This is a genomic window from Pseudomonas capeferrum (assembly GCF_000731675.1).
Classification (GTDB): domain Bacteria; phylum Pseudomonadota; class Gammaproteobacteria; order Pseudomonadales; family Pseudomonadaceae; genus Aquipseudomonas; species Aquipseudomonas capeferrum.
In genome coordinates this window covers 352,242-379,157 of record NZ_JMIT01000002.1, presented here as the reverse complement: position 1 = coordinate 379,157, position 26,916 = coordinate 352,242, and the positions used below count along the sequence as shown (strand labels likewise).

Below are 26,916 nucleotides of genomic sequence, written 5' to 3'. Positions count from 1 at the left end.
ATCTGCGTGAAGGTTCAAGCTGTTGAGGTTTCCATATTCGTGCCTGGAAAGTGCCCCGGATGCTCATTAAGTCGAAAGGGGTATTATTAAGGTCAAAAATATTCCCATTGAGATTGCATCTGCAATGGGAATATTGATACCTGCCACCTGCAGGATTTCATTTAATCTGCAGGCTATTATTGCTGCTTTTCCTGCCAGTAAATGCTGACCAGCGCGGGGTTTTTGTCGTTGATCAACACGCCAATGGTTGGAGAGTTTTTCTTCATGTAATGTACTTTAACTGCCGCGGATTCAGCGTTTGGCTGCTCGGCAGCAACATACCCCAGTGCGCGGAAGCGCTCATCAACTTTGGCCTTGGCTTCAGCCTGAGCCAGGTTGTACTGGATGTCGTAAGTTTTCAGCGTGCCGTTTTCGATAGGTTTGGCAACATTCTTGGTCATGTTCCCTTGCAGTGTCAGCTTTTCGCCGGAAGGAAGTTGGATGTCAGTCCCTTTTTCTTCATTGCAGCCGCCCAAAGCGAGCAGGCAGGACAAAACCGCGACGTAGGTGATTTTTTTCATGTTAAGCGTTAGACCTTGGGTTTGTTAATGTAAATTTAAACTCTGAATTCTAGCAAACTTGTCGACCCTTGACTATTCAGTTTGCTCGAACTCCGAATGCTTGGGTGATGTGGTCAGCAAGTCGAAGGCCATCCTCCTTTTGATAGCTGTTCGCGAGTATTTTTGTATGAAATCATTTCGAGCTGTGGGGCCCAGTTCCAGGCTCCTGAATGATCTGATAGCGGCTTCGAGATCACAGGGGCTGAATACGGCCGTATTGTGAATGCGTCTGCTTGCAAATCGACCTGGGTACCCGGACAAACCTGCCAAAATAGGTTTCTGAGTTGCTGCGTACTCGAACAGCTTGGAGGGCAATACTCGACGGAACGCCTTCATGTCATTCAAGTGCAAGAACAGTACATCGGCTTCACGATAAAGCTTCAATAAAGAGTCACGTTTCATCGGGGGCGCGAGATAGACGTTCGTCACCTGCTCGCGAGCCAGTGCTTTCTTCAAGCGCTCGATGGCCCCGCCAGATCCGATCAGATGAAAGTCGGCTTCATCCTCGAGGTGCTTGGCCAATTGCGGGACAATGAGGTGCAGGCCTTGCCCGGTACCAATGTTGCCTGCGTACACAATTTTCAATCGGCGCGGTAGCGCAGGCAGGTATTGCGTGACGACCGGTGCCGGCGGCAACGGCGGCGGCGTGAGGAAGAGCTCATCGATCCCGTTGGTATGCAAGGTGAATACCTTGTCGGGGTAGCGCTTGTTAAAATAGGGCGTAAACCCAGGTGAAATAAGATTAACTTTGTCAGCCTGTCGGATCGTGCTAGCTTCAATGGATGAAAAGACAACAGAAGCTAGTTTGCCGAGGGTAGGTGGCAGTACCCCTTGCAAGGTGTCGACAAAAATATCTCGAATGTCAAGATACAGCTTGGTACCTGTTTTTCGGGAGATGTAAGCGCCCAGCGAGGCTGTCATCAAGCGCGAAGAGGTGGCAAAGATCAGGTCGTACTGTTTGCTGTTGGCTACTTTGCATACTTGGTAGGCAAACGAGCCGAATGAAAACGCCTGGTCAATGAAACCACTTTTATGGGCAGGCACCGCCAGTCGCCGTACGGTCAGGCTCGGCGACTGCTCAAAGCTCGAGGCCGTGGTCTTGAAGGTATGGTACCGGTTGGGCTGTGTGGTAACGACATCGATTTCCACATGGTCGCCAACATTATCCAAGAGTGCTTTTACCAATGCCTCGGCACGGAAGGAGCCTGCCGACAGGTCCGGCGGGTAGTAAAAACTCAAAAAGAGAATGCGTGTCTTCACGGCCGGGTTACCTGGTGTGAGCGTGGGTGAGCAGCACCCGCTCGTAGAGATCAACTAAACACTTTTCCTGGCTTTCCCAATTCAAGTTTTGCGCCGTCTTCCTGGCGTTGCTGGCGAACCGTGCGCGCAGCGCGGGGTCTTCCAGCAATTGAATGATTGTGCGGCTGAGGGCTTGCTCGTTATTGGCCGGTACCAGCAGGCCGATGTCATTGCTTCTGACAATCCTGCGGATTTCAGGGAAGTCAGTGGCAATCACCGGTAGCCCGGCGATTACATACTCGAAGAGTTTGTTCGAATCCGTGGTGTAATGATTGAGGCAGGTGTTTTCAATAGGTTGCACACCCACGTCGGCAGAGGCCGTATAGCTTGGCAGTTCGGCCAGGGCCACCGTTGGAATGAAATGCACTTTGTGCTGCAGGTTCAGTTCTTGCGCCAACTGCGTGAGCGGTTGGGTCAACCGGCCTCCGCCGATCAGCACAAAGTAACAATCAGGCACGTGCTGCGCCGTGCGGACCAGTTTTTCCAGCCCGCGGCCTTGCTGTAAACCACCTTGATAAAGAACGATCGGCCACGGCTCGACCAGGCCGAGCTCTTCTCGAATGCGGTTCGAGGGTGGGCTTTCAATCAGCCTGGGTCGGTTTTGTAGAACCAATGGCCGCTCCACGCCATAGGCGCGAGCAAAGTACTTGGCCCGTGCGTCGGTTGTGGTGATCGTGCCATTTGCCGAGGGCATCAGCTGTTTTTCTACAAACCCGACGACCTTCCGCAGACTCTTGTAGCCTTCTCGGCTGGTACTGATTTCGTGTGCGTCGTACACCAGCCTGGCGCGTGACAATTTTGCTGCCAGCCAGGCGGTGGGCAGGGTATTGACGTCATGCGAGTGCACGACCATCGCCCGGTACTCAAGCATCTTGAACAGCAGCGCGAGGTGCGTCCACCCGCGTGATACAGCTCTTAGAACAAGCAATTTCAGGCTGGGCTTCACCGGCGCGGACTGCTGAGACTCGCCACCGGCTTTCACCGCAGGCTGCAGGTTCTTCTTACGCAGTTTCCAAAGCGGCGAGCGGGCCACTCGAACAACTTCTATGCCATCGTCGAGCACCGCCTGCTGTTGGGTGACGCCTGGCGTGTGCAGTGCGAACACGCGAACTTGATATCCGGCCCGTTGCAGCGTTTGAGCTTCCTTCATCACGCGCGCGTCGTTGAGGAATTCATTCCATACAATCATCGAGACTTTCGTCATTGCGTCGCGCCCTCTACAGCTGTGGGTGTATCAAAAATCTCGATGCAGCTGACGATGTCAGGTGTCAATGCAAGGGCTGCCGAATAGTCTTTACGCACAATATGTCTTTCCAGCATGTACATCAGTGCAGCCAGCCAAACCTTTTGCTGCTCGGCGTTAGCAAGTGCCGGGCGCTGGTCGCTAGAGCCGAGCGTTTCGAAAAGCGCATCTTTTTGCGCGATTGGCCAACTGCAGCCAATCGCTTCAATGCGCCAGTTACTCCAGTGGCTGAGGACAAAGCCGGAGGAGGGGGACGCCAGTAGTGTGTTGTTGGTGACATCCAGGGGCACGATCTGGCGAGGAAGCTCGGCCAGTTGCCGGGTAATGCACGGCAGGGTGTTGATGATGCGCTCGACACGTTGAGTGTCGTCATCATTGATACACGCCAGACGGAGCGAGCTGATCGTGGCTTCATCAAGACGTTGTTCGAGGTACAAGCGCGTGCGGGTGAATTGGGCAATCAGCTCTGCAGCGGGCTCCAGTAGTATCAGCCTCTTTGCCACGCCAAGTATGCCTTCGCCAATCTGCCGGCCGGCCAGCTTGTCAGACGCTTCAAATCGATAGACATGGCAATCTATATTGCTGACCTTGTAATGACCCACAAAGGGCAAGACTGGCAAGCCGCGTTGCGTCGTCAGCAGCGCCCGTTCCTGCAGCGCCGAGGATGAGATGTTGTTGCCAAACACTTTGACCAGCAGGCTGTGCTCAACGGCGTCATCGGCGAACTGCAGGGTGAAGGCGTAGATATCGGTAAAGCCCACCTGATGCCATTGCATCTGATAGCTGTCGACCGCCTCAGCATTCAGTTTTTGAAGCAGCTCGCGCACCCATTTGTCTCTGTTTTCTGCCTGCAGGATATAGTCCAAGCCATTGCTTTGCGGGCGCAGTTCGATGAGCGGCTGAGACTGATAAAACAGCGCATTGACCTGCCGATGCTGAATGCGCAGGCCGATAACGTCCAGCATCATGCTCGACAGTCGCTGCAAGCCCTGGCGCATGATCAGAACGGCGATGACGGCGTTGAAAATCTTGGTGTGCTGGAAATACAGGAAGTCAGTCACCAGGACGAAGAAACTCAGCAGGAACCCTGTTGCCGCCAAGGCATTCAGAATAGGGCTGTAGTGCTGGTGGAAGCTATCGCGAATGCGCTTGCTGTGGTTGTAGGCCAGCACGCAAACGGTCAATGCTACGGCCAGATACGCGAAAATCGCCAGCAGCAGGCTCGGGTATACAAAGGCAAGCGCCACCGTGCTCAAGCCGAAAAAAGCCCCCCCTGCCATCGCTCGGTTGAAGCGAGAGTAGGCGTTGGTGGCAATTTTTTCCTGGTTCTCGAACAAATTGAGCTTGGACGTGCGAGCGAGGAGGGTCTGGGTGCCTTTACGGCACAGCAGTGCGGTCGCCAGTTCCGCCAGCAGATAGGCGATATAGGAAAGGGCCGCCGCTGCCGTCAATGCATAGATCAAATGATCCTTCTCGAGCGTATGCAGGATCGAAGGAAAATAGGCAGGCGTTTTTTCTGAGCCCAGGAGAATGATGACTTTGAGGGGCAGGAAGAAAGCCAGTAAAAGAAATATCTGGCTCGCCAAAGTACTGATTTGCACCAGGCCGGTAATGATCGGCACCACCTTGACGAATTTCACGCCCAGGGAAATACACCAGCCGATGGTAGCTTTTATCTGCTGCTGGAGTTTCATACTAAACTGAAACCGTATGAGCAAAGGTGCTGCGAGCATTCATTATTTTTCCTGCCAATAGATACTGGCGAGGGTCTCGTGCCCATCATCCTTGGCACGAGTAATAAATATTGCCCCGATTGGCGGCACTGATTTTTTGTAATACTGCACTTTGAATTGGGTTGCGTCGTTGGTAATGATCTTGCGTGTATAGCCATTATTTTTCAGCACGGCGTAAACGTCATTTTCGGCAATCTTGTCAACGCCGGGATACACAAATTCGTGCATGCTCAGGAACCCAGCACTGTTCGGCTTTTTGTGCGACTTCTGATGTGTGCCCCGGAGGAGCACATAGGTAGCGTCACTCAGGCGCAGGGTGTTGGCCGATTTTTCCGCTGGCATCACCTCGCCTGTCGGTTGTTGATCGCAACCGGCCAACATCGTCAGGAGTGCAATAAGGAAGAGGTACGGTTTCATGATCTGATCACTTCAATTGATGATCCGCGCCAGCAATTGTTTGGCGAGGGTTCTGTAATAGGTGCCGTGGTAGTAATACGGGCAAAACGCCCATTTGTGCTCGTTTTTTGAGACGTGTTGCACCATCTTGGCAAATACTTGTTTGGCGATGGTTCTGTAGTACGGGCTGTCATAGTGATACGGGCAATAGGCCCAGCGAGGCGCCCCCCCTGCAATCAAGCCAGCGTCCTTGCCGCCGATTCTCTCGACTGGGATCGTCGAGTTCTCCAGGCCTTCCAGCATCGGGTCAATGATTGCATTGTTGAGGTCGATGAGGTTCTCGAAGGTGCTCCCGGCGAAGCTTGCAACGGTTTCCTTGCTCTTGTACTGGCTCGCCCAGTTGGCCTGGTGCACGAAAATGTTCGGGCACAGGCTAGCCAGGCGCTCAAGGAACATGGGCAGCGCCCAGGTGCGCAATTGCTTGGCCTCCTCACTCCAGGGGGCCTGCAACTTGAACTCGATACCGCAACGCGACAGGGTTTTGAGCATGAGCGGGCTGGCCGAAACGATGGAACTTCCAAACGTTGCGATGCCGATGCTTTCGTCAAAGAAATCGACAATGACGATGTCGGGCCGAGCTTGCTCAAGCTGTTTCCAGTGGTCTTTGGAGGCGTCCCACTGAACACGTTTAGCCTCGGCGTCTTCGGTATCGACCTTGAACCGGGCATCGAGGCAGGGCGGTGCCATGTAAGAGATGACCGACGATTGAGACATGTAAAAACACACCTCGAAGCGTTCGAGGGCTTCTTGTTGAAACGTGAACAAATTGTGCGAAGCACTTGAACCGAGAATGGCAACGCGAATCTTCCCTGCCTTCGCTTTCACGGGGTTCGGGCGCGAGGCCTTCACTTCAAGGCGAGCTCTTTGCGACAGGAGTTTGTTCAATACTTCTTGGTCGGCACCAAAGACGTTCTGTTGTTCAGCCTTGATTTGCTGACGGACCGTATTTAGCTTCTCAAGGTATTTGTGCGGCATGCCCAGCGGAGACTCTCGCAGCAGCTGGGTCAGGTATTCAAGCTGGGCAGTCTGTAGGCCGAACCGCGCAAACAGCGCCGGATCAAACCCTTTCACGCACTCGGGCGAGCTGAGTATGCGTGCGCGCGCGCCAAAGAAGTACGAATCGCTGAGCGGGTGCTTGGTATACAGATAAAGCGGTTCCGCTCTGCTCAGATGAATGTGCTCGGCGGAAATCCGATGCTGTTCCAGCGTCGAGACGACCAAGTGGTGCGCATACTGAGTAATGGAGTGCGACTTGGGGCCTGCTGTCTTGTCCACCAGGGTCAGTGCAAGTGCCAGCGTGTCGTATTCGACCGGGCGATAGCACTCATCCGAAGGCAGGAATTCGATACCGTTTTTCAGCGATATCAGCAGCACCTCCGAGATGTTGTGCTCGGAGGTGGCCTCGGCCTGGATCAGGTCGATGACGTGCTCATCAATGCAGTCGTCATCATCCATGCGCGAAGTTACCAGGACCGCCTCGTCAACGTCCTTGATCAGGCGCAGGATTTCGCGACTGACCATAGAATAGTCGCTGACCCGAAGCGTGCGCGCATTCAGGCCAGAACCACGCAGCAACGTCTCCAGTCGCGTCCGGTGCAGTGTCGGCAGTGCTTCATCAACGAAGATGATCCATTCGAAACCCTGATTGCTCTGGTTGGCCAAAGACGGGAGGGCAGTATTGCTAAAGACCTCCAGCCTGTAGGACAGCCACAGTTCATCCTTGATGCCGATACCAAAATTGGTAAAAACGAAATGCTTCAAAGCGGGTTTCATCATCGTCTTCAATGATTCTGTATCACAGCAACTTCCCGCTCGGCCATCTTGACGCTGGCGCTTTGCTCGCGAACACGCTTGGCTGCAGCTTTGGACTTCACGACGAAGGTGCTGCCATTGAGGTACATGTCCTCGATCGCTTTCGCCAGTTGCTCGTGGCTTTCGGGCTCGACCACGTAGCCGGATTGGTTGTCGACGAACTCGGGTACTGCCGCGACGGCGGTAGTCACAGGTACCAGGCCTGACGACATGGCCTCATCACGGGATACGCCTTGGGTGTCCATGCGGCTCGGGCACAGGAAAATGCCGTAGTCCTTATGGGTTTGAGCGATCTCCGTGTGGTTGAGGAAGCCCTGCTGGATTTTCACGTTGGCGTAGCTGCGTAGCGGAGCCAGCGTTTCTTCAAACAGAGGGCCATCACCGATCAGGCAGAACTCCATGTCATTGAACCAGGGCTTGCTCGTCAGGCTCTGGATTGCCTTGACAGTCAGGTCGTTGGCGTAGGTCTTCGAGGTGTAAGGACGAATCGAGAGCACCTTCTTGCGCTGCTCGGCCGACTTTTCCCGATGGTCGAACAAGTCGGTGTTGATCGGGTTGTGAATGATCTCGTACTGAGCTTCCGGCAGGCGGAACCCGAGGTCTTCCATGACTTCTTCGGCGAAGTAGCGAGACACGAACACCAGCTTGAGGTTCGGGTGCATGGGTTGCAGCAGCCCACGCCAGAAGGTCATGCGTTTTTCGCTGGCGAGCTTGCCCAGGTGCAGTTGTTCGTCGGTCGCGAAGTTGAACTCACGACGCCACCAAGGCTGAATATCCGCGCCGTGTACCCAGACAGTGATGCGTGTGCTGTTCAGGAACGGACGCAGCACATTCCACATCTGCTCGTCGAGGAAATGCACGAGGATCGATTTGTAGCGATTCTTCTCGAGCATCTTCGTCAAGGTCGATGTGCAACCTGTGACTACATCGATGTTCTGGAACTCGTGGTAGCTCACGGTCTCATTGGGGCGCAAACGGAACACGTCTACATCGATACCGTGTTCCTGGTAGGCCGTTACCCGGGTGTGCACGAACTTGTTGCGGTACAAGTCGGAGTAGGTCGGGTAGTGATTGGTCAGCAGCAGGTGCTCGCCACGGCCCATCATTTCAGAGGGCTGCAGGTTGCGATGCCCCAGCACCAGTGCTTTCAGGTCGGTGCTGCCCGCCGCGTAGGCGCGCAGGCCAAAACGCACGAACACAGCTTCTGGCGGAACATCGGCGGTCTGGTTGCGGTTCGGATACTGCATGACGTGGCTGATGCGCTGTTTGTCGGCATCCAGGAACAGCACGACCAACTGCAGGTTCAAGCCGGGTGTGCAGTCGAGGAACAGCTTCAGGCGGCCCTCTTCGCAACCCAGTTCATCCACACGGACTTCCTGTTGGGCGTAGATGTATTCGTGCTTGCCGTCTGCGAGCTTGGAGTGCACGCGCCAGTTATCGCCGTCGACGATCAGGTCCACGAACTTGTTGCGAATGACGCCAAACATCTCGGCCAAACCGCGGCCAGTGATCTCAGGCGCATCGTGGCTGACCTGCAGCGGCGCGATCGACTGTGCCCGGGCTTGCAGCTGATCGATGGTCATGCCCAGGTTCAGCTCGAGGTCGTTGACCTTGGTGCTGACAGCCTCGTGCTGTGCCGCGCCGTTCTCGCAGTAGTTGAACGGATCAATGGCCAACCCTTGAGCATGGGTGTACTGCAGTGATTGCAGGTTCTTCAGCCAGCTGCGCAGGGGTTGGGCGGCGACGATCTCGGTTGCCACCAGCGAACGGCGGGCGGCAAGTGTTTGCGTCGGGCGGTAGGCCTGTTCGTTGGACAGCAGTTCGGCTTGCTGGCCTTTGCAGGTGAAGTGTGCAGCTTTACCAATCACCTGAGCACGGCTGTAGCGGGTTGCCAGTGCCAGGTCGAGCAGGTAGTTGGGGCCGTAGTAGTCGCCAGGCACGAAGGCGGCAACCCAAGGGGTATTGCCAACCAGCTCACCGAGAGAAGTCTTCTTCAGTTGGGCAGGCTTGAGCACCAGGATTCGCGGGTCGTCAGTCACGATGCTGCTCTGGTAGGCATCGCTGATGATGACCATGCGCACCTGGCTGTAGGTCTGACGGTTCAGGTGAGCGCGCAGCATGTCGAATTGCTGGCGATCCTGAGCCTCACAGACAACCACGATCTCCGGCAGGCGCTGGGCCTTCGAGGTGCCGGTGACTTTGCTCATCACGTATTCCAGACGCTGGGTATAGGTGTGCTCCTGCATCACTTTACGCAGGGCGGCCAGCCTCAGCTTGTCGCTGTTCAGCGGGTCTTCTGCGAGCAGTTGCAGGCGACGGAGCATCTCTTCGCCATTGTCGGTGGTTACGACCAGGTCGCCGAACAGCAGGCGCACACCGCGCGAGAAGTTGCTCACGGTCAGGGTGTTGCAGCCGAGCAGTTCGAAGACACGTCGGGCAAACATCGATTGCGACTGTTTGATCGAGTTGAGGTTGATCGCGTAGCGGTAACCTTTGTATGCCGTGTCGATTTTCTCGAAGGGCAGGGTGCCGACGATGTACGGTTGGTATTCCTCGGGGAACTGATAGTTGACATCGTTCTTGCCGAAGTTACGGTCGAAGATTTCCAGTGGGCGGAACTTCGGCAGCTCGGTGACGAAGTTGCCCAGGTCGCGGGTGCGCTCAGGGTAACGGGCGTAGTAGGCACCGGCGAAGCAGAAGGCATCCTTGCGTTCGTACAGTTCGATCGGGTTGTGCAGCGCAGGCTGGCAAGCGAACGGCAGCAGGTAGACGCGGTCGTGACCGAGTGCGCCCTTGTAGCGGTGGATGCAGTCGATATCGGTGGTGAACACATGGTCGAACTGCTTGGCCGTGGTCAGGAAGGTCTCGAAGTGGACCGGGTCTTCCTTGTTCCAGAAGACGGTCGGCACTTTGTTCTGGCGGCACCAGGCGAGAATGTCTTGCAGCTCCTGGCCGTTGTGGCCAACCTTGCTGCCCCACAGGTCATCCTTGCCGCGCCAGGCGGACTCGATGAACAGCAGTTCTGGACCGAAGCCTTCGATTTCCACTTTCCAGTTGGCTGGCGTGAGTGGCATCAGGTCGCATTCGTAGCGGTACGAGCCGAAGGTGAACTCATCCATCACGCACGCTACTTTCAGGCGGCTGACGGGCTGGTCGGCCTGGCGCAGCAGGGTAGTGCGGCTCTGCTCGCTGGTTGCCAGGGCAGCTGGCAGCTTGAGGTAGTTCTCGTCCTGCACCACAGGTGGCGGCGGCAGCAGTGCCTTGAGCGGTTCGTTGGCCAGCAGTTTCTGCTCGTTTTGCTGGCGTTGCTGGTTGGCCTTGCGGTACAGCCGCAGCAGGCGCACCGGCAACTTGACCAGGCCGCCCAGGGAGCTGGCGCTGTTCTTGATCTGGTAGCCGAGCTGGTAGGTCATGCTGGAACGCGTCTTGACCAGGCGCTGTTCAGCCAGGTGACGCTGGGTGTTGGCTCGGCCCAGGTTTTCGTTGAGCTCGTCGATCTTGCGTTGCTGAGCTGAGCTGCGTTCCAGCAGCTGATTGAGGCTGGCCTTCAACTGCGGAATCTGTTCGCCGGTGAGGGCGCGGTACTTCATGTTTGCCGCGCCAAGACCTGCCTTGGACGAGTTGAGTTCGGCTTCCAGTTGCTGACGCAGGCCCTGCCATTCTTCGTTGGTGGCGGCGAGACTGGCTTCGGCAGCTTGGCGGCTGACGCTTTCCAGCTGGAGTTGCTCTTCGAGCATGTCCTTGGCTTGATTCAGCGACGCAATGGTCTCTGCCAGCGAGGCCCGGGCTTCTTCGGACTGGGTGTTGGCGAGGGTCAGCGCCTGCAAGCGGTCTTCCAGCACGGCACGTTGTTCAACCAAAGCATTGATGGAGTTGACTTGTGCTGCATGCTCGCGCTGGCTTTGTGCCTGAACGTCGTTCATCACCTGCAACTGGACTTCCAGCTCAGTCTGACGGTTCTGCAATGCGGTAATCGTGGTCGCGTGTACGGCATTGGCCTGCTGGCTCTGAACCTGCAGTTCGTTCATGGTCTGGCGCTGATCGGCCAGCTCTGTTTCCAGTTCAGCTTGACGGGCTTTCAACAGAGCGATGGTCTCAGCCTGAGCAGCGTCGGCCCTTTGGGTTTGGGCCTGCAATTCGTTCATATACTCCAACTCGCTTTCAAGTTCGGCTTCCAGTTCCGCTTGGCGCATGCGCAGCGTAGTGATCGTGTCGTCTTTCTCGGCAATATCCTGATTGCTTTGGGTTTGCAGACGGGTCATTGCCTGAATCTGGTTTTCCAGCTCGGCTTCCAGTGCTGCCTGGTGTGCTCGCAAGGCAGTAATGTCTTCCATGTGGGCTGTATTGGCCTGATGGGTTCTCTCCTGTAGCTCGGCAGCCTCCAGCAGCTGGTTTTCCAGCTGTTCATGGCTCGACTGCAACGCTGCAATGGTGTCGAGGTGCATTGCGTTGGCCTGATTGGCCAGGTCCTGCAATTCGGCGGCCTGTTGCAGTTGGCTTTCGAGGTCGGCATGGCCCGACTGCAATACTGCAATGGTCTCGAGATGAGCTGCGTTGGTCTGGTTGGCCTGGTCCTGCAGTTCGAAGGCCTGTTGCAGTTGGCTTTCAAGGTCGGCATGGCCCGACTGCAACGCTGCAATGGTGTCGAGGTGGGCAGCGTTGGCCAGGTCGGTCTGGCCCTGTAGCTCGGCTGCCTGCTGCAGCTGGGCTTGCAGGTCGGCATGGCCAGACTGCAATGCAGCGATGGTGTCGAGGTGGGCGGCTTCCTGCTCTTGAGCCTGAGTTTGGTACTCGCTCATGGCTTGCGCCTGGTCTTCAAGCTTGGCCTGGACTGCCGCTTGATGTGCGCGCAACGCCGTAATGGTGTCTATATGCTCGACATTGGTCTGTTGTGCCTGCGCCAACAGGTCGTTCGACTGTTGCCGTTGGTTTTCCAGCTCGGCTTCCAGTGCCGTCTGGTGGGCGCGCAAGTCGGTGATGGTGGCAACGTGGCCCTCGTTGACCTGTTGTGCCTCGGCCAGTTGTCCGGCTACCGAGCGGAACTGGTTTTCCAGGTCACTGTGCTGCTCACGAAGCGCGCTGATGCTATCGCCCAAGGCAGCGTTTTCTCGCTGGTCCTCGGCGCGCAGTGCAGACATCTGCTCGAGCTGGGCTGCGAGCGCATCGTGCTCCGCCCTCAATGTTTCGAGTCTTGCGGCCTTGTGCGCTGCCCGCTCTTCAGCGGCAGTTCGCTGCTGTGCGGTTGCCTGCAGTTGCTCTTCGATGGATTGATGCAACTGCTGCAAGGATTCCAGCGCTGCTTCCCGCTGGCTGAGTTCCGAGCTGAGCTGGCTGATGTGGCCGGCTTTTGCGTCGGTACTTTGCTGGGCTTCTTGCAACTGAGCCTGAGTGCTTTGCAGTTGCTCTTCCAAGGCCTGCTGCTGCCCTGCAGAGGTGGCCAGGTTGTCATGCAGTGCGCGATTGCTTTGAGCCAGCTGAGCAAGTTCGTCGCTTGTTTCGCTCAATTGCTTGCGCGCGTCTTCATGCTGGCTCAGCAGCGTGTCATATCGTTGCTCGGCGTCTGCAAGGCTCTGCACGCTGGCTTCTTCGAGCGCTGCAAACTGTTGCTCCAGAAGGGCGTACTGCTCCGCAGCCGTAATGCACTTCTGGTTTGCCTCGGTCAGTTGCGCTTTGACGGCGTCGAGTTCTTCGCTCAGTTGTTGAACGTTGCGAACGCTGGCTTCAAGGGACTCCCGGCTCGACTGTTCAAGCGAGGCGATATCCGCTTCACGTTCCTTGAGCTGACGGGAGAGGGCCTCGGCCTTCTGTGCTTCAGGTTTAAGCAGGGCTAGCTGCTCGGTCGCTACGCGATACTTCCTGTTGGCTTCTTCCAGCCGCTGTTTGATTTCCTCAAGCTCCTGGACCCGCTGGGCCTTGGCATCGAGGATTTCACGGTTGGATTTCTGCAGGGTTGCAATGTCCGCGTCGCGCGTTTGCAACTGCTTGGACAATGCCTCGGCCTTCTGGGCCTCAGGCTTGAGTTGGGCGATCTGCTCGGTGGCGCCGCGATACTTCTTGTTCGCCTCTTCCAGACGTTTGCTGATCGCGCCGATGTTCTCGCGCAGGGTGCGCTCGATGGACTCAAACGCCTTTTCCAGTTCACGTACGCGCTCGACCGTCAGCGAGTCGATGATGCCGGGTTTATGCGTTTCGCTTTTAACGGCGACAATGCCCAGCCACTTGCCCAGCATCTTGATCTCGATGATCTGCAAGTGCTCGGCCAGCAGCCGGAAAGGTTCCATCAGGTAGAACGTGTGCTTGTGGTCAATGAAGTCATTGACCCCGAACGGCACGGTGATCACCAGGCGGCCACCCTGCTTGAGCAGTTCGTTGGCCTTTTCGACGAACAGCTCCGGGCGGACCAGGTGTTCGAGTACTTCGCTGATGACGACGGTGTCGGGTTCGACCTCGAGCGTGTCCAGCGCGAGGAAGTCAGAATTGATATACGTGACGTTTTGCTGGATGTGGGCCGGCTCGGTCGACAGGTAACCCTTGGCCTCTTCGATGGCCTGCGGGCTGGTGTCCACACCGGTGACCTGGCAGCCTTCACGTGCCAGCAGCAGGGGCACGATGCCCTGCGAGCAGCCGACATCCAGGATCCGGCGCCCTTTGACCTGGGCGCAGATCCAGTGGATGCGGGCTTGGGTTTCCCGCATGAACTGATCACCCAGCTTGCCGTAATAGGCTTCCATCACACGGTCATGAATATCGGCCAAAGGTGACGGCAGCTCATTGTTCACGGTAGGTTTCTCAAGCGTGGTGTTGTTCATGCGGACTGTTCCATCAACCCTGGGTAACGCCTGCGGCGTCGATCACGAATGCAGCATCGCGGACGGTGAAGGTGCCGCGGAATTCACGGTGCTTGACCAGCAGCACGTGAATGTCGGCGCTGTCCTGGGCGAAGTCGAATTCCACGTGCTCGTGGCGCGACAGGCGCTGCGGCAGGGCTTCGATGTTCGGCTCGACCAGTTGCAGGGTGGCTTCCAGCTCGTTGCCCAGGCGCTCGGCAATGCTCAGGGCCGGGCTTTCGCGCAGGTCGTCGATGTCGGCTTTGAAGGCCAGGCCGTAGCAGGCGATCTTGACTTGCTGGGCCGATTTGCCCGGGTTCTTGATCAGGAAGTTGGCCAGGGCCATCTTGACCTTGTCGATCACCCACTCAGGCTTGCTGTCGTTGACCACACGGGCGGTACGGATCAGGCGCGCCTGCTCTGGGGTCTGGCTGACGATGAACCATGGGTCGACGGCGATGCAGTGGCCGCCTACGCCTGGGCCAGGCTGCAGGATGTTGACGCGCGGGTGGTGGTTGGCCAGGCGGATCAGTTCCCAGACGTCGATGTCCAGCTTGTCGCAGATGATCGACAGTTCGTTGGCGAACGCGATGTTCACGTCACGGAAGCTGTTTTCGGTCAGCTTGCACATTTCGGCGGTGCGGGCGTTGGTGACGATGCACTCGCCTTCGACGAAGGTGCGGTACAGGCGTACGGCAGCGTCCGAGCACTTCTTGGTCATGCCGCCGATGATCCGGTCGTTTTCGACCAGCTCACGCAGTACGTGGCCTGGCAGGACGCGCTCAGGGCAGTGAGCGATGCGGATGTCGGAGTCTTCACCGTGGGTCTGCGGGAAGCTCAGGTCCGGGCGCGCCTGGGCCAGCCAGAAGGCCATCTGCTCAGTGGCGCCGACCGGGGAGGTCGATTCCAGAATGACCAGGTCGCCCTTTTTCAGTACTGGAGCGATGGCTTTGCTGGCGGACTCGATGTAGCTCAGGTCCGGCTCGTGGTCGTCCATGAACGGGGTCGGCACGGCGATCAGGAAGGCGTCGGCAGCTTCCGGAACGGTGGAGGCACGCAGGAAACCTTCGGTCACGGCAGCGTGAACGACCATGTCCAGCTCAGGCTCGACGATGTGGATTTCGCCGCGGTTGATGGTGTCGACCGCGTGCTGGTTGACGTCGATGCCGATGACCTGCTTCTTGCGGGCGGCGAAAACGGCGGCAGTTGGCAGGCCGATATAGCCCAGACCTACGACAGAAATCTTGTTGAAGCTCATGCTGCGTCCTTGGAGTTAGAGAATACGGAAAGGGCATCGAGGATTCGCGCGCACGCTTTTCCGTCGCCGTAGGGGTTGTGGGCCACGCTCATCTCGCGATAGGTCGCTTCATCGGTGAGCAGTTGCACCAGGTGTTGCTGGATCGAGTCGACGTCGGTGCCAACCAGTTTGACGGTGCCAGCCGCGACCGCTTCCGGGCGCTCGGTGGTGTCACGCATGACCAGTACCGGCTTGCCGAGGGCTGGGGCTTCTTCCTGGATGCCACCGGAGTCGGTGAGGATCAGGTACGAGCGGCTCATCAGGTAGACGAACGGCAGGTAGTCGAGCGGCTCGATCAGGTGGATGTTGCTGACCCCGGCCAGCAGGCGGTTCACCGGCTCGCGCACGTTGGGGTTGAGGTGCACCGGGTACACCACGTCCACATCCGGGAACTGGCGAGCGGTCTGCACCAGGGCCTGGCAGATGCGCTCGAAGCCATCGCCGAAGTTTTCGCGGCGGTGGCCGGTGACCAGCACCATGCGGCGGTTGGCGTCGAGGAAGTCGAACTGGCTTTCGAAGTGGCTCTTCAGCGCTGGGCTTTCCAGCTTGCGAACCACTTCCAGCAGCGCGTCGATCACGGTGTTGCCGGTGGTGTAGATGGTCGCGGCGTCGGTGCCTTCCTTGAGCAGGTTGTCACGCGAGGTCGAAGTCGGCGCGAAGTGCAGCGCTGCAAGCGTGCCGGTCAGGCGACGGTTGCCCTCTTCAGGCCACGGCGAATACAGGTTGTTGGTGCGCAGGCCAGCTTCGACGTGGGCGATCGGGATTTGCTGGTAGTAGGCCGCCAGGCTGGTCGCCAGGGTCGTTGCGGTGTCGCCGTGGACCAGTACCACATCCGGCTTGAACTCGGCCAGTACGGGCTTGAGCCCCTGCAGAATGGCCGTGGTCACGTCTGTCAGGTCCTGGCCTGGCTTCATGATGTTCAGGTCGTAATCGGGCGTGATCTCGAACAGCTCCAGTACCTGGTCAAGCATCTGGCGGTGCTGGCCAGTAACGCAGACACGGGACTCGAAACGGTCGTCCTGGTCAAGGTTGAGGGCCAGAGGTGCCATTTTGATGGCTTCTGGGCGGGTGCCAAATACGATGAGGGTCTTGAGGGACACGGCGACGGTCTTCTTTGTGTTGAGTGAAGGCGGTTGTTACTGGGCTAGGGCTGTGAAACTCAGGGGTTGTGCAAGTCGGCCGGGGGGGTTGGCCTGGCTGGCACCGCGTACGAGGAAGCGAGCGGTTCCAGTGGGGGGTGTGAAAAAAAATTCATCTTGCTCGGATCCTTCAAGCACAGCGGTTGTCCAATGGCCGCAAATTTATCACTTAGTCATCAGAATGACATCCCGTCTGGCACGTTTTTTTCCCCTGATTCAGGGGAAATGCTTATTGACATCGAAATATCGGATCCGATTTTTCTCGGAGCAATCAACAAAAACGATTGTTTGATGTTATTCAGGCATCATGCCAATAGAGACGATGTGGCGAGAGTTCGCGACGAGCGGGTAGGGGCCATATCCAGCAAGGCTTGTAGGAAAAGCAACAGCGTTTGGTCTGAATGAAACGCAGGTTAAACGGGAATTCACCTAAACGCCATCGTCTATCTCAACTAGTTCATGAAGTTAGCGCGAAACATGGCATTGCGCCATTATTTCTGGGGGCGTGAAGTTGGTTTTCTTGCTGTTCGATTCGGTAACGATTCGCTGGGGTGAGTGCCTGTTGCGAAATCAGGCGAACCGCTAGGGTTGATTGCGCAGCCACAGGAAAACGGCTGTTCGATTAGACCAACCCAAGGAATATTCATGATGCGTAATACCGTACTGTCCTACCTGCTGCTGCCGCTGTTCGCCAGCCTGTCCTTTACCCTCAGCGCCGCTCCCGCGACTACCACTGCGGTACCAGACCCAGTGCCAGTGGTCAGCCATGTGGCGGCGCAGCCGTTGCGGGTGGATCTGAACAAGGCTGATGCCGCTACCCTGCAAAAAGAGCTCAACGGGATTGGCAAGGCCAAGGCTGAGGCCATCGTTGCCTACCGGGAGACCCATGGTCCGTTCGCCTCGGTGGATGAGCTTTTGGAGATCAGGGGTGTCGGTAGCGCGTTGTTGGAGCGTAATCGCGACAAGGTGATGGTGGAGTAAGCGAAGGGGGGCTTGCCCTGCTTAATTGCGGGGCAAGCAAGGTGCTCCCGCCAGGGGAGGACTGGGGCTGGCAACAGTGGCTAGCGGTCCTGCGAATCCTTGGCATCCGCCTCGGCATTGCGCTCGTGCACCTTGCGCAGCTGGTCGTCGGTCAGCGGCAGTTTTTTCGCTGTATCTCGCAGCATCATCAAGCCGCCGACAATCGAGCCGAGGGCTAAGATGAGTATCAGCCAGGCATACCAGGGCATTGTCGTTCTCCTTTGATCGTCAGTGGGCGGCGCTTGTACGCATGTTGAGCAATTGCCGGATCCTTTGGTTCAATTATAGGAGCCGTGCACCGCAGGGCCAATTCCATGACCCGCGGCCCCCAAAGCCTGCGCCACTTCGTTTACAATGCGCGCCGTTTTCGACTTGCCAAGAGACCCTGACCATGTCCGCCTGCCAGACGCCCCTGATCGTCGCCCTCGATTTCCCTACCCGTGAGGCCGCTCTGAAGCTGGCTGACCAGCTCGACCCTGCGCTGTGCCGGGTAAAGGTGGGCAAGGAACTGTTCACCAGCAGTGCCTCCGGCATCGTCGAGACCCTATGTGCCAAGGGCTTCGAAGTGTTTCTCGACCTCAAGTTCCACGATATCCCCAACACCACGGCAATGGCGGTCAAGGCCGCCGCCGAGATGGGGGTGTGGATGGTCAACGTACATTGCTCCGGTGGCCTGCGCATGATGTCGGCTTGCCGTGAAGAGTTGGCCAAGCGCAGTGGCCCCCAGCCATTGCTGATTGGCGTGACCGTGCTGACCAGCATGGAACGTGAAGACCTGGCCGGTATTGGCCTGGATGTCGACCCGCAGGAGCAGGTACTGCGCCTGGCGGCGCTGGCCGAGAAGGCGGGTATGGACGGCCTGGTGTGCTCCGCGCTGGAAGCACCGGCGCTGAAGGCTGCGCACCCGCTGCTGCAACTGGTGACCCCGGGTATCCGCCCGGCCGGCAGCGCCCAGGATGATCAGCGCCGTATCCTCACTCCGCGCCAGGCACTGGATGCAGGTTCGGACTATCTGGTGATTGGCCGGCCGATCAGCCAGGCCGCAGACCCGGCGCAGGCGCTGGCTGCGGTGGTGGCGGAGATTCGAGGGTAAACACCCGCGTTGATAAAAAAGGCCAACACGCGCGTGTTGGCCTTTTTCATATACGGCTGATGCCGAGAGTGCTGGGGCTGCTGCGCAGCCCTTTCCGACCGGTCCGGCGCCCCGGCAAGGCCGCGCCTACAGGGGTTAGACCTTCAACACCAGCTTGCCAAAATTCTCCCCGCTGAACAGCTTGAGCAGCGTCTCTGGGAAGGTATCCAACCCTTCCACCACATCTTCCTTGCTCTTCACCTTGCCACTGGCCAGCCAGCCGGCGATCTCCTGCGCGGCCTTGCCATAGTCCTTGGCATGGTCGAACACCACAAAGCCTTCCATGCGCGCACGGTTCACCAGCAGCGACAGGTAGTTGGCCGGGCCTTTGACGGCTTCCTTGTTGTTGTACTGGCTGATGGCGCCACAGATGACGATGCGGGCCTTGAGGTTGATGCGGGTGAGCACGGCGTCGAGGATCTCGCCACCGACGTTGTCGAAGTAAACGTCTACGCCTTTGGGGCATTCGCGCTTGAGGCCGGCGAGCACGTCTTCGTCCTTGTAGTCGATGACACCATCGAAGCCCAGCTCGTCCTTGAGGTATTGGCATTTTTCGGCGCCGCCGGCGATGCCGATTACGTGGCAGCCTTTGAGCTTGGCGATCTGCCCGACGATGCTGCCCACCGCACCGGCGGCGCCCGAGATGACCACGGTGTCACCAGCCTTGGGCTGGCCGACTTCGAGCAGGGCGAAGTAGGCGGTCATGCCGGTCATGCCCAAGGCCGAGAGGTAGCGGGGCAGGGGCGCGAGGCTGGGGTCAATCTTGTGCAGGCCTTGGGGCTCGCCGGTGAAGTAGTCCTGTACGCCGAGCGCGCCGCTGACGTGGTCGCCGGGCTTGTAGTCGGGGTGGTTCGAGACCACCACTTCGCCGACGCCGAGGGCGCGCATTACCTGGCCGAGGCCCACTGGGGGAATGTAGGACTTGCCTTCGTTCATCCAGCCGCGCATGGCGGGGTCGAGGGACAGGTACAGGTTGTGCACCAGGACCTGGCCTTCGCCGGGCTGTTCGGCGGGCACTTGCTCGAAGCTGAAGTCGTCACGGCGCACGGCGCCGACCGGGCGTTTGGCGAGCAGGAAGCGGCGGTTGGTCTGGGTCATGTCGGGTCCTTGTGGGCAGTGGAAGGTGAAGTGCATTCAATCTACCTTGCTGATGCAACCAGGTGGGTAACATCACTGGTAAGCATGGTAGACCAACCGTTGGCCTGATGATGCTGCCCAGCTTGGCTGGGCGCTGACTATGCTTGGCTGCGATATCACAAATGGCCGCGTCAGGAGCAAACGATGAGCATGACCTTTTCCGGCCAGGTAGCCCTGGTCACCGGCGGCGCTGCGGGTATTGGCCGGGCGACGGCGTTGGCTTTTGCCCGTGAAGGCTTGAAAGTGGTGGTGGCCGACCTCGACCCGGTCGGCGGCGAAGCCACGGTGGGCCTGATCCACGATGCGGGCGGCGATGCGATGTTCATCGCCTGCGACGTGACCCGGGAGGCCGATGTGCGCCAGCTGCATGAACGGCTGATAGCCGCCTATGGCCGGCTGGACTACGCCTACAACAATGCCGGCATCGAGATCGAGCAGGGCCGTTTGGCTGAGGGTAGCGAGGCGCAGTTCGACGCCATCATGGGCGTCAACGTCAAGGGTGTGTGGCTGTGCATGAAGTACCAGCTGCCGCTGCTGGTTGCCCAGGGCGGTGGGGCGATCGTCAATACCGCATCGGTGGCAGGGTTGGGCGCGGCGCCGAAGATGAGCATCTACAGTGCGTCAAAGCACGCGGTGATCGGCTTGACCAAGTCGGCGGCAATCGAATATGCCAAGAAAGGCATCCGGGTGAACGCGGTGTGCCCGGCGGTTATCGACACCGACATGTTCCGCCGTGCGTATGAGGCGGACCCGCGCAAGGCCGAGTTCGCAGCGGCGATGCACCCGGTGGGGCGCATCGGCAAGGTCGAGGAAGTTGCAGGTGCGGTGCTGTACCTGTGTAGCGATGGCGCGGCTTTCACCACCGGGCATAGCCTGACTGTGGACGGCGGAGCGACGGCGATCTGACTTGCGGCGTGTGTGGGTGTAGGAGCGGCCTTGCGTCGCGAAAGGGGCGCGTAGCGGCCCCAGCAATCTATGCGGCGAAGCTGAGACCGCGGGGCCGCTACGCAGCCCGTTCGCGACGCAAGGCCGCTCCTACAATCAGTGGCGTACCTGCACCAGCGGCTTTTCTGGCAAAGCTGCTCGGGCAGACACCACAAGTGCCAGGCCAACCAGCACACACCCCAGCACCAGCACCCCACCAAACACCAGCAAGGCCACCCGCGCGCCCAACCGGTCGCTGAGCAACCCGGTAAAGATCACCGGCAAGCTGAACCCCAGGTACGCCAGCAAGAAGAACCCGGCACTGGCTCGGGTTTTCTCGCTGCCGGCCAGTTGGTTCACCGCCGCCAGGCCGCCCAGGTAGATAAACCCATAACACGCACTGCTGGCCGCCACGGCGCCCAGCAAGACCGCAGCCAGTTGCCCGCTGTCGGCACCCCAGGCCAGCACCGCGTAGCTGCACGGCAAAATCACCAGCCCCAGCAGTGCGGCCTTGAGGCTCGAAAGGCGACGGGCCATCGGCTGGAACAACAAGCCGCAACTGATCACACAGAAGGTCGAGAACCCTGACCACGCGCTCAGGCCATGCTGGCGCAGGATCCCCGGCAGCAGGGCGATGACTAGGCCCACGCAGGCCCAGGCCAGCAGAATGGCCAGGCCATAGGCAACGCTGCCACGCGGGTAGTACGGCAGGCGCAGCATGGCGCTGCGTTGTGCCGGGCGTGGGTCGGGCAGGCGCCACACCAGCACCAGGGCAACGACGGCCAGCAGCAGTTGCAGGTGGAAGCTGCCAGGGCTCAGGCTTGGGCCGCGCAGCAGGAACAGGCTGGTAAGCGCCGCGCCCAGGCCAAAGCCCAGCGAGGTGCTGGCGGTAACCCAGTTGGCAGCGCGGCCGCTGCCGTCGCTGCCCATCAGCTCGCTCATGTAGGCGGTGGCCGTGGCCGAGGCCAGGCCGGTGCCCAGGCCCAGGAACAGCCGCGCCAGGCCGAGGGTTTGCAGGCTGGGGGCCAGCAGCATCAGCACGGTGGCGACCATCGACAGCAGCAGCGCGGCGATTATCATCGGCCGGCGCCCGACCCGGTCGGCCAGCCCGCCCAGGGCCAGCAGCACTGGCAGCACGCCCAGCACGTAGCCGGAGAAGGCCACTGCGGTGGCGGCGGCGCCTTGCCCGGAGAGGTCGGCGTAGGTGATATAGAGCGGGGCCTGGAGGTTGACCGCCAGAGTGATCAGGCACAGAGCGAAGGCTAATCGGGTGGAGGCGCAGGGCATGGGTGGGATCCTGAAGTTTATGTATCTGCCCCGCGAAGAGGCCCTGCCCACACTGACCTTTATCCGCCGCCGCAACCAGACACACCCACCGCTCATTTATGCTTAACTGTTCGCTCAAAATCCGCGAACACTTACCATGCACTTCTCCCTGAACCGCTCCAGCAGCACCCCCCTGGTGCAACAACTCACCGACCACCTGCAAACCTGGATCGACCAGCAGCGCCTGCGCCCCGGGGCGCGCCTGCCGTCGATCCGTGCACTGGCGCACAGCCAGGCGGTCAGCGCGTCTTGTGTGATCGAGGCCTATGATCGCCTGGTCGCCAGCGGCTGGCTGGAGGCGCGGCACGGCACCGGTTTCTTCGTCGCCGAGCGCAAACCAGGGGGCGGGGCCGATGATGGCCAGCCCTGGGGCGAGGCCGGCGATGGTCACTGGCGGCAATTTCGCGAGGGCCATGACGAACTGCTCAAGCTCGGTTGTGGCTGGTTGCCCAACAGCTGGCGTGCCACCACCGAGCTGGCCCAGGCCGTACGCCTGGTCAGCCGCGGCAACCCGCAAGACCTGCTCGACTACTGCCCACCCCTGGGCCTGGCCAGCTTGCGCCAGCAACTGCACAAGCGCCTGGCGCGCCTGGATATCGCCGCCGGCCCGGAGCGCATCCTCACTACCCAGGGCGCCAGCCATGGCCTCGACCTGTTGGTACGCACGCTGCTGCGCCCAGGCGATACGGTGCTGGTGGAAAACCCCGGTTACTACAACCTGTTCAACCTGCTGCGCCAGCACCACGTGCGCATGTTGCCCGTGCCGCGCCTGGCCGAGGGCCCAGACTTGGCTGCGCTGGAGCGCTTGCTTGCGGAGCATCGCCCACGATGCCTGTTCATCAACAGCCTGTACCACAACCCGACGGGCACCAGCCTCACCCCCAAAGTGGCCTACCGCCTGCTGGAACTGGCCCGCGAGCACGACCTGCGCATCATCGAAGACGATATCTACGCCGACTTCCAGGAGGGCCCGGCAACGCGCCTGGCCACGCTGGACAGCGAGCAGCGGGTGATCTACATGGCCAGCTTCTCCAAGACCCTGAGCAGCTCGTTGCGGGTCGGCTACCTGGTTGCCGAGCCCTTGTTGCTGGCGCGGCTGGCTGAACTGAAAATGGTCAGCGGCATCGGCACATCGCGGTTTGCCGAGCAGGTGGTCGGGCAGATGCTGGCCAACGGCAGTTACCGCAAAAGCGTGCAACGCCTGCGGTTGCGCCTGGGTCAGCACATGGCCAAGCTGCTTGGGCAACTGGAGCAAGCAGGCTGGGAGGTGTTCTGTGAACCCTATGGCGGCATGTTCGTCTGGGCCAGGGTACCGGGGCGTGACTTCGCCAGCCTCGAGCAACTGGCGCTGGAGCATTCGGTGCTGCTCACCCCTGGTAGCGCCTTCGATTACCAGGGCGCCGCCAGCGCCTGGCTGCGCATCAATGTCGCTTACGGGCAGGATTCTCGCGCCCAGGCCTTCTTGAAATACGCAGGGCGACCCCCAGCACACTGATAGCGACACGCTCATAGCTATTTGACACTATTCTGGCGTCAGGCCCTTGTGAGTGGACTGGCATCGTTGCCACGCTTGGCCTTCGGCAAACCTGACAAGGTGAAGGGGAATCGGCGATGGGTGCGACCAAGCACGGTGTTCTGGCCAACCTGGGCATGGCCCGCAAACTGGGCCTGGGCTTTACCCTGGTGCTGTTGCTGACCCTGGCGGTGGCGGCCATTGGCATCGCCGCGTTGCACAGTGTGGGCCAGCGCTTTGACGGCTTGCGCCAGCTGGCCCAGTTCAATACCGACCTGCTCAGGTTGCGCCAGCACGAACAAACCTTTGCCCTGAGCTCTGATATCAAGCAGGCCGAGGCGTTGCGCAGCGGTTTGCAGGGGTTGGCCGAGCGCGCCCGTGGCTTGCCGGCGCTGGCGGCGGCCGAGGCTGAGCTGGGCGCTTACGGGCAGGCGTTCGAGGCCTTTGTCGAGGCGGTGCAGGCCAAGGAGCTGGCGCTGGACATGGCCAGTTGGTCGGTGTCCAGCGTGGCCAACAACCTTGATGTGCTGCAGGCCGGGCTGGCCGATGACGGCACCTACACCCTCAAGCAATCCCAGGGCCAGCAGGGCGGTGAGTTTCTTGAGCAGGCTGGGCAAGTGGCGCAGGTTTCACGGCTGATGCTGCAGGCGATGGACGAAGCCCGCGTGCGCCTGGAAAAGAGCCGCAAGGGTGAAGAGGGCGTCGGCCAGGCGCGCATCGCCCAGACCCTCGAAGCCGCGAACCTGGTCGAACAGCTCAAGGGCGCCGTCAGCGATGCCGGCTACCAGAGTGTGCTGGGTGAAGTAGCCGGGCACATCGGCAGCTTCTCCGACAAGCTCAACGAATACACCGACCTGCTGGCCAAGGAGCAAGGCCTCAAGGCCGAGTTGCAGGCGCGGGCCGAGCAGGTCACCGGCCGGGTCGACCAGGCCTACCTGGGACAGGAGCAGGCCTTGCAGGGCGAATTGTCCCGCAATGCCCTGGCCATTGCCCTGGCCACGGGGCTTGCACTGTTGGCCGGCGTGCTGGCTGCCTGGCTGATCACTCGCGCGGTGGTTGGCCCGCTCAAGCGCGTCATCGCCCGCGCCCAGCGCATTGCTGCGGGCGAGTTAGGCCTGGAGGCAGAAGCGCCGCGCAGCGATGAGGTTGGGCAGTTGTTGCAGGCCATGCAGCAGATGGCGGCCGGCCTGTCGGGCATTGTCAGCGGGTTGCAGCAGGGCATCGAGCAACTGGCCGGCAGCGCCCAGGCGTTGTCAGCGGTGACCGAGCAGACCAACCGCGAGGTGGGCAGCCAGAAGGAGGAGACCGAGCAGGTGGCGACCGCCATGCAGCAGATGACTGCCACTGTGCACGATGTGGCGCGCAATGCCGAGGAGGCAGCGCAGGCGGCCCAGTCGGCCGACGACAAGGTCGAGTCCGGGCAGCAGGTGGTGCGTCAGAGCATGCAGCGTATCGAACAGTTGGCGACAGCCGCAGAGGCGGCCAGTGCCGGCATCGACAGCCTCAGCGCAGAGATCCATACCATTGGTGATGTGCTCGAAGTGATCAAGAGCGTCGCTGAGCAGACCAACCTGCTGGCGCTCAACGCCGCGATCGAGGCGGCTCGTGCCGGCGAGCAGGGGCGTGGGTTCGCGGTAGTGGCTGACGAGGTTCGGGCGCTGGCCCGACGTACCCGGCAATCGACCGAGCAGATCGAAAGCCTGGTCGCCAGCCTGCGCGGCAATGCCCAGCAGTCGGTGGCACAGATCCGCGGCAGCACCGAGCTGGTGCGCCTGGCGGTGGCCGATGCGTTGCAGACCGAAAGCGCGCTGGGCAGCATCGCCGTGGCGGTTTCATTGATTCAGCAGATGAACCAGCAGATTGCGGCGGCGGCCGAGCAGCAGAGCTCGGTAGCCGAAGAGATCAGCCGCAGCGTCACGCAGATCCGCGGCAGTGCCGATCAGGCGGCGTTGGCGATGCAGGACAACGCCAGGTCGAGTGTCGAGCTGGCGCAGTTGGGCACTGATTTGAAAGGGATGGTGGGGCATTTCAGGTTGTGAGCCTGGCCCCTATCTCTGTTGCCTGTACTGGCCTCTTCGCGGGGCAAGCCCGCTCCCACAGTAAGCACAGTCTCTGTGGGAGTGCAGTCTCTGTGGGAGCGGGCTTGCCCCGCGAAGAGGCCGACACAAGCTACAAAAACCGTCAGGCTCTACGTGGGTTGAGGATCAGCAAGGTCAACACCCCCGCCACGATCCCCCAGAACGCCGAGCCAATGGAGAACAGCGTCAACCCTGAAGCCGTGACCATGAAGGTGATCAACGCCGCCTCACGCTCACGCGCCTCACCCATGGCTACGGTCAACCCGTTCATGATCGAGCCGAACAACGCCAAGGCCGCAATTGACAGCACCAGCTCTTTCGGCAGCGCGGCAAACAATGCCGCCAAGGTCGCCCCGAATACCCCGGCAATGCCATAGAAAATCCCGCACCACACTGCCGCGGTATAACGCTTGCTCGGGTCTTCATGGGCGTGCGGCCCGGTGCAGATCGCCGCGCTGATCGCCGCCAGGTTGACCCCGTGCGAGCCGAACGGTGCCAGCAGCAACGAGGCAAACCCGGTAGCCGAGATCAGCGGCGAGGCGGGCACCTGGTAGCCGTCGGCACGCAGCACGGCCACGCCGGGCATGTTCTGCGAGGTCATGGCCACCACGAACAGCGGAATACCGATGCTGATGGTCGCCGCCAGCGAGAAGCTCGGCGTTGTCCATACCGGCGTTGCCACTTCCAGGCTGAACCCGCTGAAGTCCAGCAGGCCAAGGGCGCCGGACAGCGCGGTGCCGACCAGCAGCGCAGCCAGCACGCAGTAGCGCGGTGACAGACGTTTGACCAGCAGGTAGCTGAAGAACATGCCAAGCACCAGCAGCGTGCGGTGCTGGGCGGCGACGAAGATCTCGCTGCCGATCTTGAACAGGATGCCGGCCAGCAGCGCCGAGGCCAACGAGGCCGGAATACGCTTGACCAGTCGCTCGAAACTGCCAGTCAGGCCGCAGATCAGCACCAGCACGGCGCAGGTGATGTAGGCGCCGATGGCCTCACCATAACTCACCCCGCCCAGGCTTGTGATCAGCAGCGCGGCGCCGGGGGTCGACCAGGCCACGGTGATCGGCGTGCGATAGCGCAGCGACAGGCCAATGCTGCACACCGCCATGCCGATCGACAGCGCCCAGATCCAGGACGAAATCTGCGCGCTGGTCAGCCCTGCCGCCTGGCCGGCCTGGAACATCAGCACCAGTGAGCTGGTATAGCCGGTGAGCATGGCAATGAAGCCGGCGACAACCGCCGACGGGGAGCTGTCTGCCAGGGGCCGCAGGCGGGCGGAGGTGGCATCGGTCATGAAAAAAATCCTTGTAAAGGTGTAAGCAGTTTTTTCAGACTAACGCGAGCAAGGTTGATCCTTGCCATACAGCGGCCATTGCTTTTA

Annotated in this window: 18 protein-coding genes and 1 pseudogene; 6 read left to right on the top strand and 13 right to left on the bottom strand. The window is 59.9% G+C overall.

Annotated features, from left to right (window positions below):
* Positions 1-176 precede the first annotated feature (176 nt).
* The 9 genes from PC358_RS14230 to wecB all read right to left on the bottom strand — a co-directional run bounded on the left by PC358_RS14230 (position 177) and on the right by wecB (position 16,366).
* Positions 177-560, bottom strand: a complete 384-nt coding sequence (locus tag PC358_RS14230; protein ID WP_033700676.1) for a hypothetical protein — start codon at positions 558-560, stop codon at positions 177-179.
* 72 nt (positions 561-632) lie between these two features.
* Positions 633-1,859 (bottom strand): glycosyltransferase family 4 protein, encoded by a 1,227-nt coding sequence (locus PC358_RS14225; protein WP_033700675.1) that lies wholly within the window; start codon positions 1,857-1,859, stop codon positions 633-635.
* 7 nt (positions 1,860-1,866) lie between these two features.
* Positions 1,867-3,102 carry a glycosyltransferase family 4 protein gene (locus PC358_RS14220; RefSeq protein WP_033700673.1) on the bottom strand — a complete coding sequence of 412 codons (1,236 nt, stop codon included), beginning with the start codon at positions 3,100-3,102 and terminating at the stop codon, positions 1,867-1,869.
* Positions 3,099-4,874 carry a hypothetical protein gene (locus PC358_RS14215; protein WP_033700672.1) on the bottom strand — a complete coding sequence of 592 codons (1,776 nt, stop codon included), beginning with the start codon at positions 4,872-4,874 and terminating at the stop codon, positions 3,099-3,101. Before PC358_RS14215 ends, PC358_RS14220 begins: the two co-directional genes overlap by 4 nt.
* A gap of 3 nt (positions 4,875-4,877) precedes the next feature.
* Positions 4,878-5,291 (bottom strand): hypothetical protein, encoded by a 414-nt coding sequence (locus PC358_RS14210; protein ID WP_050506128.1) that lies wholly within the window; start codon positions 5,289-5,291, stop codon positions 4,878-4,880.
* A gap of 12 nt (positions 5,292-5,303) precedes the next feature.
* Positions 5,304-7,103, bottom strand: a complete 1,800-nt coding sequence (locus PC358_RS14205) for a glycosyltransferase (RefSeq protein WP_077068582.1) — start codon at positions 7,101-7,103, stop codon at positions 5,304-5,306.
* An 8-nt stretch (positions 7,104-7,111) separates the two neighbouring features.
* Positions 7,112-13,951, bottom strand: a complete 6,840-nt coding sequence (locus tag PC358_RS14200; protein ID WP_050506127.1) for a methyltransferase domain-containing protein — start codon at positions 13,949-13,951, stop codon at positions 7,112-7,114.
* 13 nt (positions 13,952-13,964) lie between these two features.
* Positions 13,965-15,227 carry a UDP-N-acetyl-D-mannosamine dehydrogenase gene (gene wecC / locus PC358_RS14195; RefSeq protein ID WP_033700671.1) on the bottom strand — a complete coding sequence of 421 codons (1,263 nt, stop codon included), beginning with the start codon at positions 15,225-15,227 and terminating at the stop codon, positions 13,965-13,967.
* On the bottom strand, positions 15,224-16,366 hold the full coding sequence (gene wecB, locus PC358_RS14190; protein WP_033700669.1) for a non-hydrolyzing UDP-N-acetylglucosamine 2-epimerase: 1,143 nt from the start codon (positions 16,364-16,366) through the stop codon (positions 15,224-15,226). Before wecB ends, wecC begins: the two co-directional genes overlap by 4 nt.
* A gap of 687 nt (positions 16,367-17,053) precedes the next feature.
* Here wecB and PC358_RS14185 point away from each other — a divergent pair.
* Positions 17,054-17,386: a ComEA family DNA-binding protein gene (locus PC358_RS14185; RefSeq protein WP_033701499.1), complete on the top strand. Its 333-nt coding sequence runs from the start codon at positions 17,054-17,056 to the stop codon at positions 17,384-17,386.
* Positions 17,387-17,466: 80 nt separating this feature from the next.
* Here the strand turns inward: PC358_RS14185 and PC358_RS27210 are convergent, their stop codons facing one another.
* On the bottom strand, positions 17,467-17,634 hold the full coding sequence (locus tag PC358_RS27210; protein ID WP_077068581.1) for a DUF2897 family protein: 168 nt from the start codon (positions 17,632-17,634) through the stop codon (positions 17,467-17,469).
* Positions 17,635-17,816: 182 nt separating this feature from the next.
* On the opposite strand from PC358_RS27210, the gene pyrF reads away from it, so the two are divergent.
* On the top strand, positions 17,817-18,518 hold the full coding sequence (pyrF, locus tag PC358_RS14180; RefSeq protein ID WP_033700668.1) for an orotidine-5'-phosphate decarboxylase: 702 nt from the start codon (positions 17,817-17,819) through the stop codon (positions 18,516-18,518).
* A gap of 135 nt (positions 18,519-18,653) precedes the next feature.
* Here pyrF and PC358_RS14175 read toward each other — a convergent pair whose 3' ends face one another.
* Positions 18,654-19,655, bottom strand: coding sequence for an NADP-dependent oxidoreductase (locus PC358_RS14175; RefSeq protein WP_033700667.1), 1,002 nt, complete (start codon positions 19,653-19,655; stop codon positions 18,654-18,656).
* A gap of 183 nt (positions 19,656-19,838) precedes the next feature.
* Here PC358_RS14175 and PC358_RS14170 point away from each other — a divergent pair, with 183 nt between their 5' ends.
* Positions 19,839-20,600 carry an SDR family oxidoreductase gene (locus PC358_RS14170; protein ID WP_033700666.1) on the top strand — a complete coding sequence of 254 codons (762 nt, stop codon included), beginning with the start codon at positions 19,839-19,841 and terminating at the stop codon, positions 20,598-20,600.
* Positions 20,601-20,735: 135 nt separating this feature from the next.
* Here PC358_RS14170 and PC358_RS14165 read toward each other — a convergent pair whose 3' ends face one another.
* Positions 20,736-21,905 carry an MFS transporter gene (locus PC358_RS14165; protein ID WP_033700665.1) on the bottom strand — a complete coding sequence of 390 codons (1,170 nt, stop codon included), beginning with the start codon at positions 21,903-21,905 and terminating at the stop codon, positions 20,736-20,738.
* A 136-nt stretch (positions 21,906-22,041) separates the two neighbouring features.
* Between PC358_RS14165 and PC358_RS14160 the strand changes: the two genes are divergently transcribed.
* The 3 genes and pseudogenes from PC358_RS14160 to PC358_RS28440 all read left to right on the top strand — a co-directional run bounded on the left by PC358_RS14160 (position 22,042) and on the right by PC358_RS28440 (position 25,496).
* Positions 22,042-23,439 carry an aminotransferase-like domain-containing protein gene (locus PC358_RS14160; RefSeq protein ID WP_033700663.1) on the top strand — a complete coding sequence of 466 codons (1,398 nt, stop codon included), beginning with the start codon at positions 22,042-22,044 and terminating at the stop codon, positions 23,437-23,439.
* 116 nt (positions 23,440-23,555) lie between these two features.
* Positions 23,556-24,635: pseudogene (locus PC358_RS28445) on the top strand (HAMP domain-containing protein); the annotation flags it as partial.
* Entirely contained in the window at positions 24,624-25,496 is an 873-nt protein-coding gene (locus PC358_RS28440; protein WP_410011035.1) for a methyl-accepting chemotaxis protein, read from the top strand. The pseudogene PC358_RS28445 and the gene PC358_RS28440, both read left to right, overlap by 12 nt.
* Positions 25,497-25,638: 142 nt before the next feature.
* Here PC358_RS28440 and PC358_RS14150 read toward each other — a convergent pair whose 3' ends face one another.
* Entirely contained in the window at positions 25,639-26,829 is a 1,191-nt protein-coding gene (locus PC358_RS14150) for a benzoate/H(+) symporter BenE family transporter (protein WP_033700661.1), read from the bottom strand.
* Between the last annotated feature and the right edge of the window lie 87 nt (positions 26,830-26,916).

Coding starts and splice junctions, on each gene's coding strand:
- PC358_RS14200 (WP_050506127.1), bottom strand. CDS start 13,951: ATGAACAACACCACGCTTGAGAAACCTACCGTGAACAATGAGCTGCCG.
- PC358_RS14170 (WP_033700666.1), top strand. CDS start 19,839: ATGAGCATGACCTTTTCCGGCCAGGTAGCCCTGGTCACCGGCGGCGCT.
- PC358_RS14210 (WP_050506128.1), bottom strand. CDS start 5,291: ATGAAACCGTACCTCTTCCTTATTGCACTCCTGACGATGTTGGCCGGT.
- pyrF (WP_033700668.1), top strand. CDS start 17,817: ATGTCCGCCTGCCAGACGCCCCTGATCGTCGCCCTCGATTTCCCTACC.
- PC358_RS14175 (WP_033700667.1), bottom strand. CDS start 19,655: ATGACCCAGACCAACCGCCGCTTCCTGCTCGCCAAACGCCCGGTCGGC.
- PC358_RS14185 (WP_033701499.1), top strand. CDS start 17,054: ATGCGTAATACCGTACTGTCCTACCTGCTGCTGCCGCTGTTCGCCAGC.
- PC358_RS14205 (WP_077068582.1), bottom strand. CDS start 7,103: ATGAAACCCGCTTTGAAGCATTTCGTTTTTACCAATTTTGGTATCGGC.
- PC358_RS14215 (WP_033700672.1), bottom strand. CDS start 4,874: ATGCTCGCAGCACCTTTGCTCATACGGTTTCAGTTTAGTATGAAACTC.
- PC358_RS14220 (WP_033700673.1), bottom strand. CDS start 3,102: ATGACGAAAGTCTCGATGATTGTATGGAATGAATTCCTCAACGACGCG.
- PC358_RS14230 (WP_033700676.1), bottom strand. CDS start 560: ATGAAAAAAATCACCTACGTCGCGGTTTTGTCCTGCCTGCTCGCTTTG.
- wecC (WP_033700671.1), bottom strand. CDS start 15,227: ATGAGCTTCAACAAGATTTCTGTCGTAGGTCTGGGCTATATCGGCCTG.
- PC358_RS28440 (WP_410011035.1), top strand. CDS start 24,624: ATGCAGCAGATGGCGGCCGGCCTGTCGGGCATTGTCAGCGGGTTGCAG.
- PC358_RS27210 (WP_077068581.1), bottom strand. CDS start 17,634: ATGCCCTGGTATGCCTGGCTGATACTCATCTTAGCCCTCGGCTCGATT.
- PC358_RS14150 (WP_033700661.1), bottom strand. CDS start 26,829: ATGACCGATGCCACCTCCGCCCGCCTGCGGCCCCTGGCAGACAGCTCC.
- PC358_RS14165 (WP_033700665.1), bottom strand. CDS start 21,905: ATGCCCTGCGCCTCCACCCGATTAGCCTTCGCTCTGTGCCTGATCACT.
- PC358_RS14160 (WP_033700663.1), top strand. CDS start 22,042: ATGCACTTCTCCCTGAACCGCTCCAGCAGCACCCCCCTGGTGCAACAA.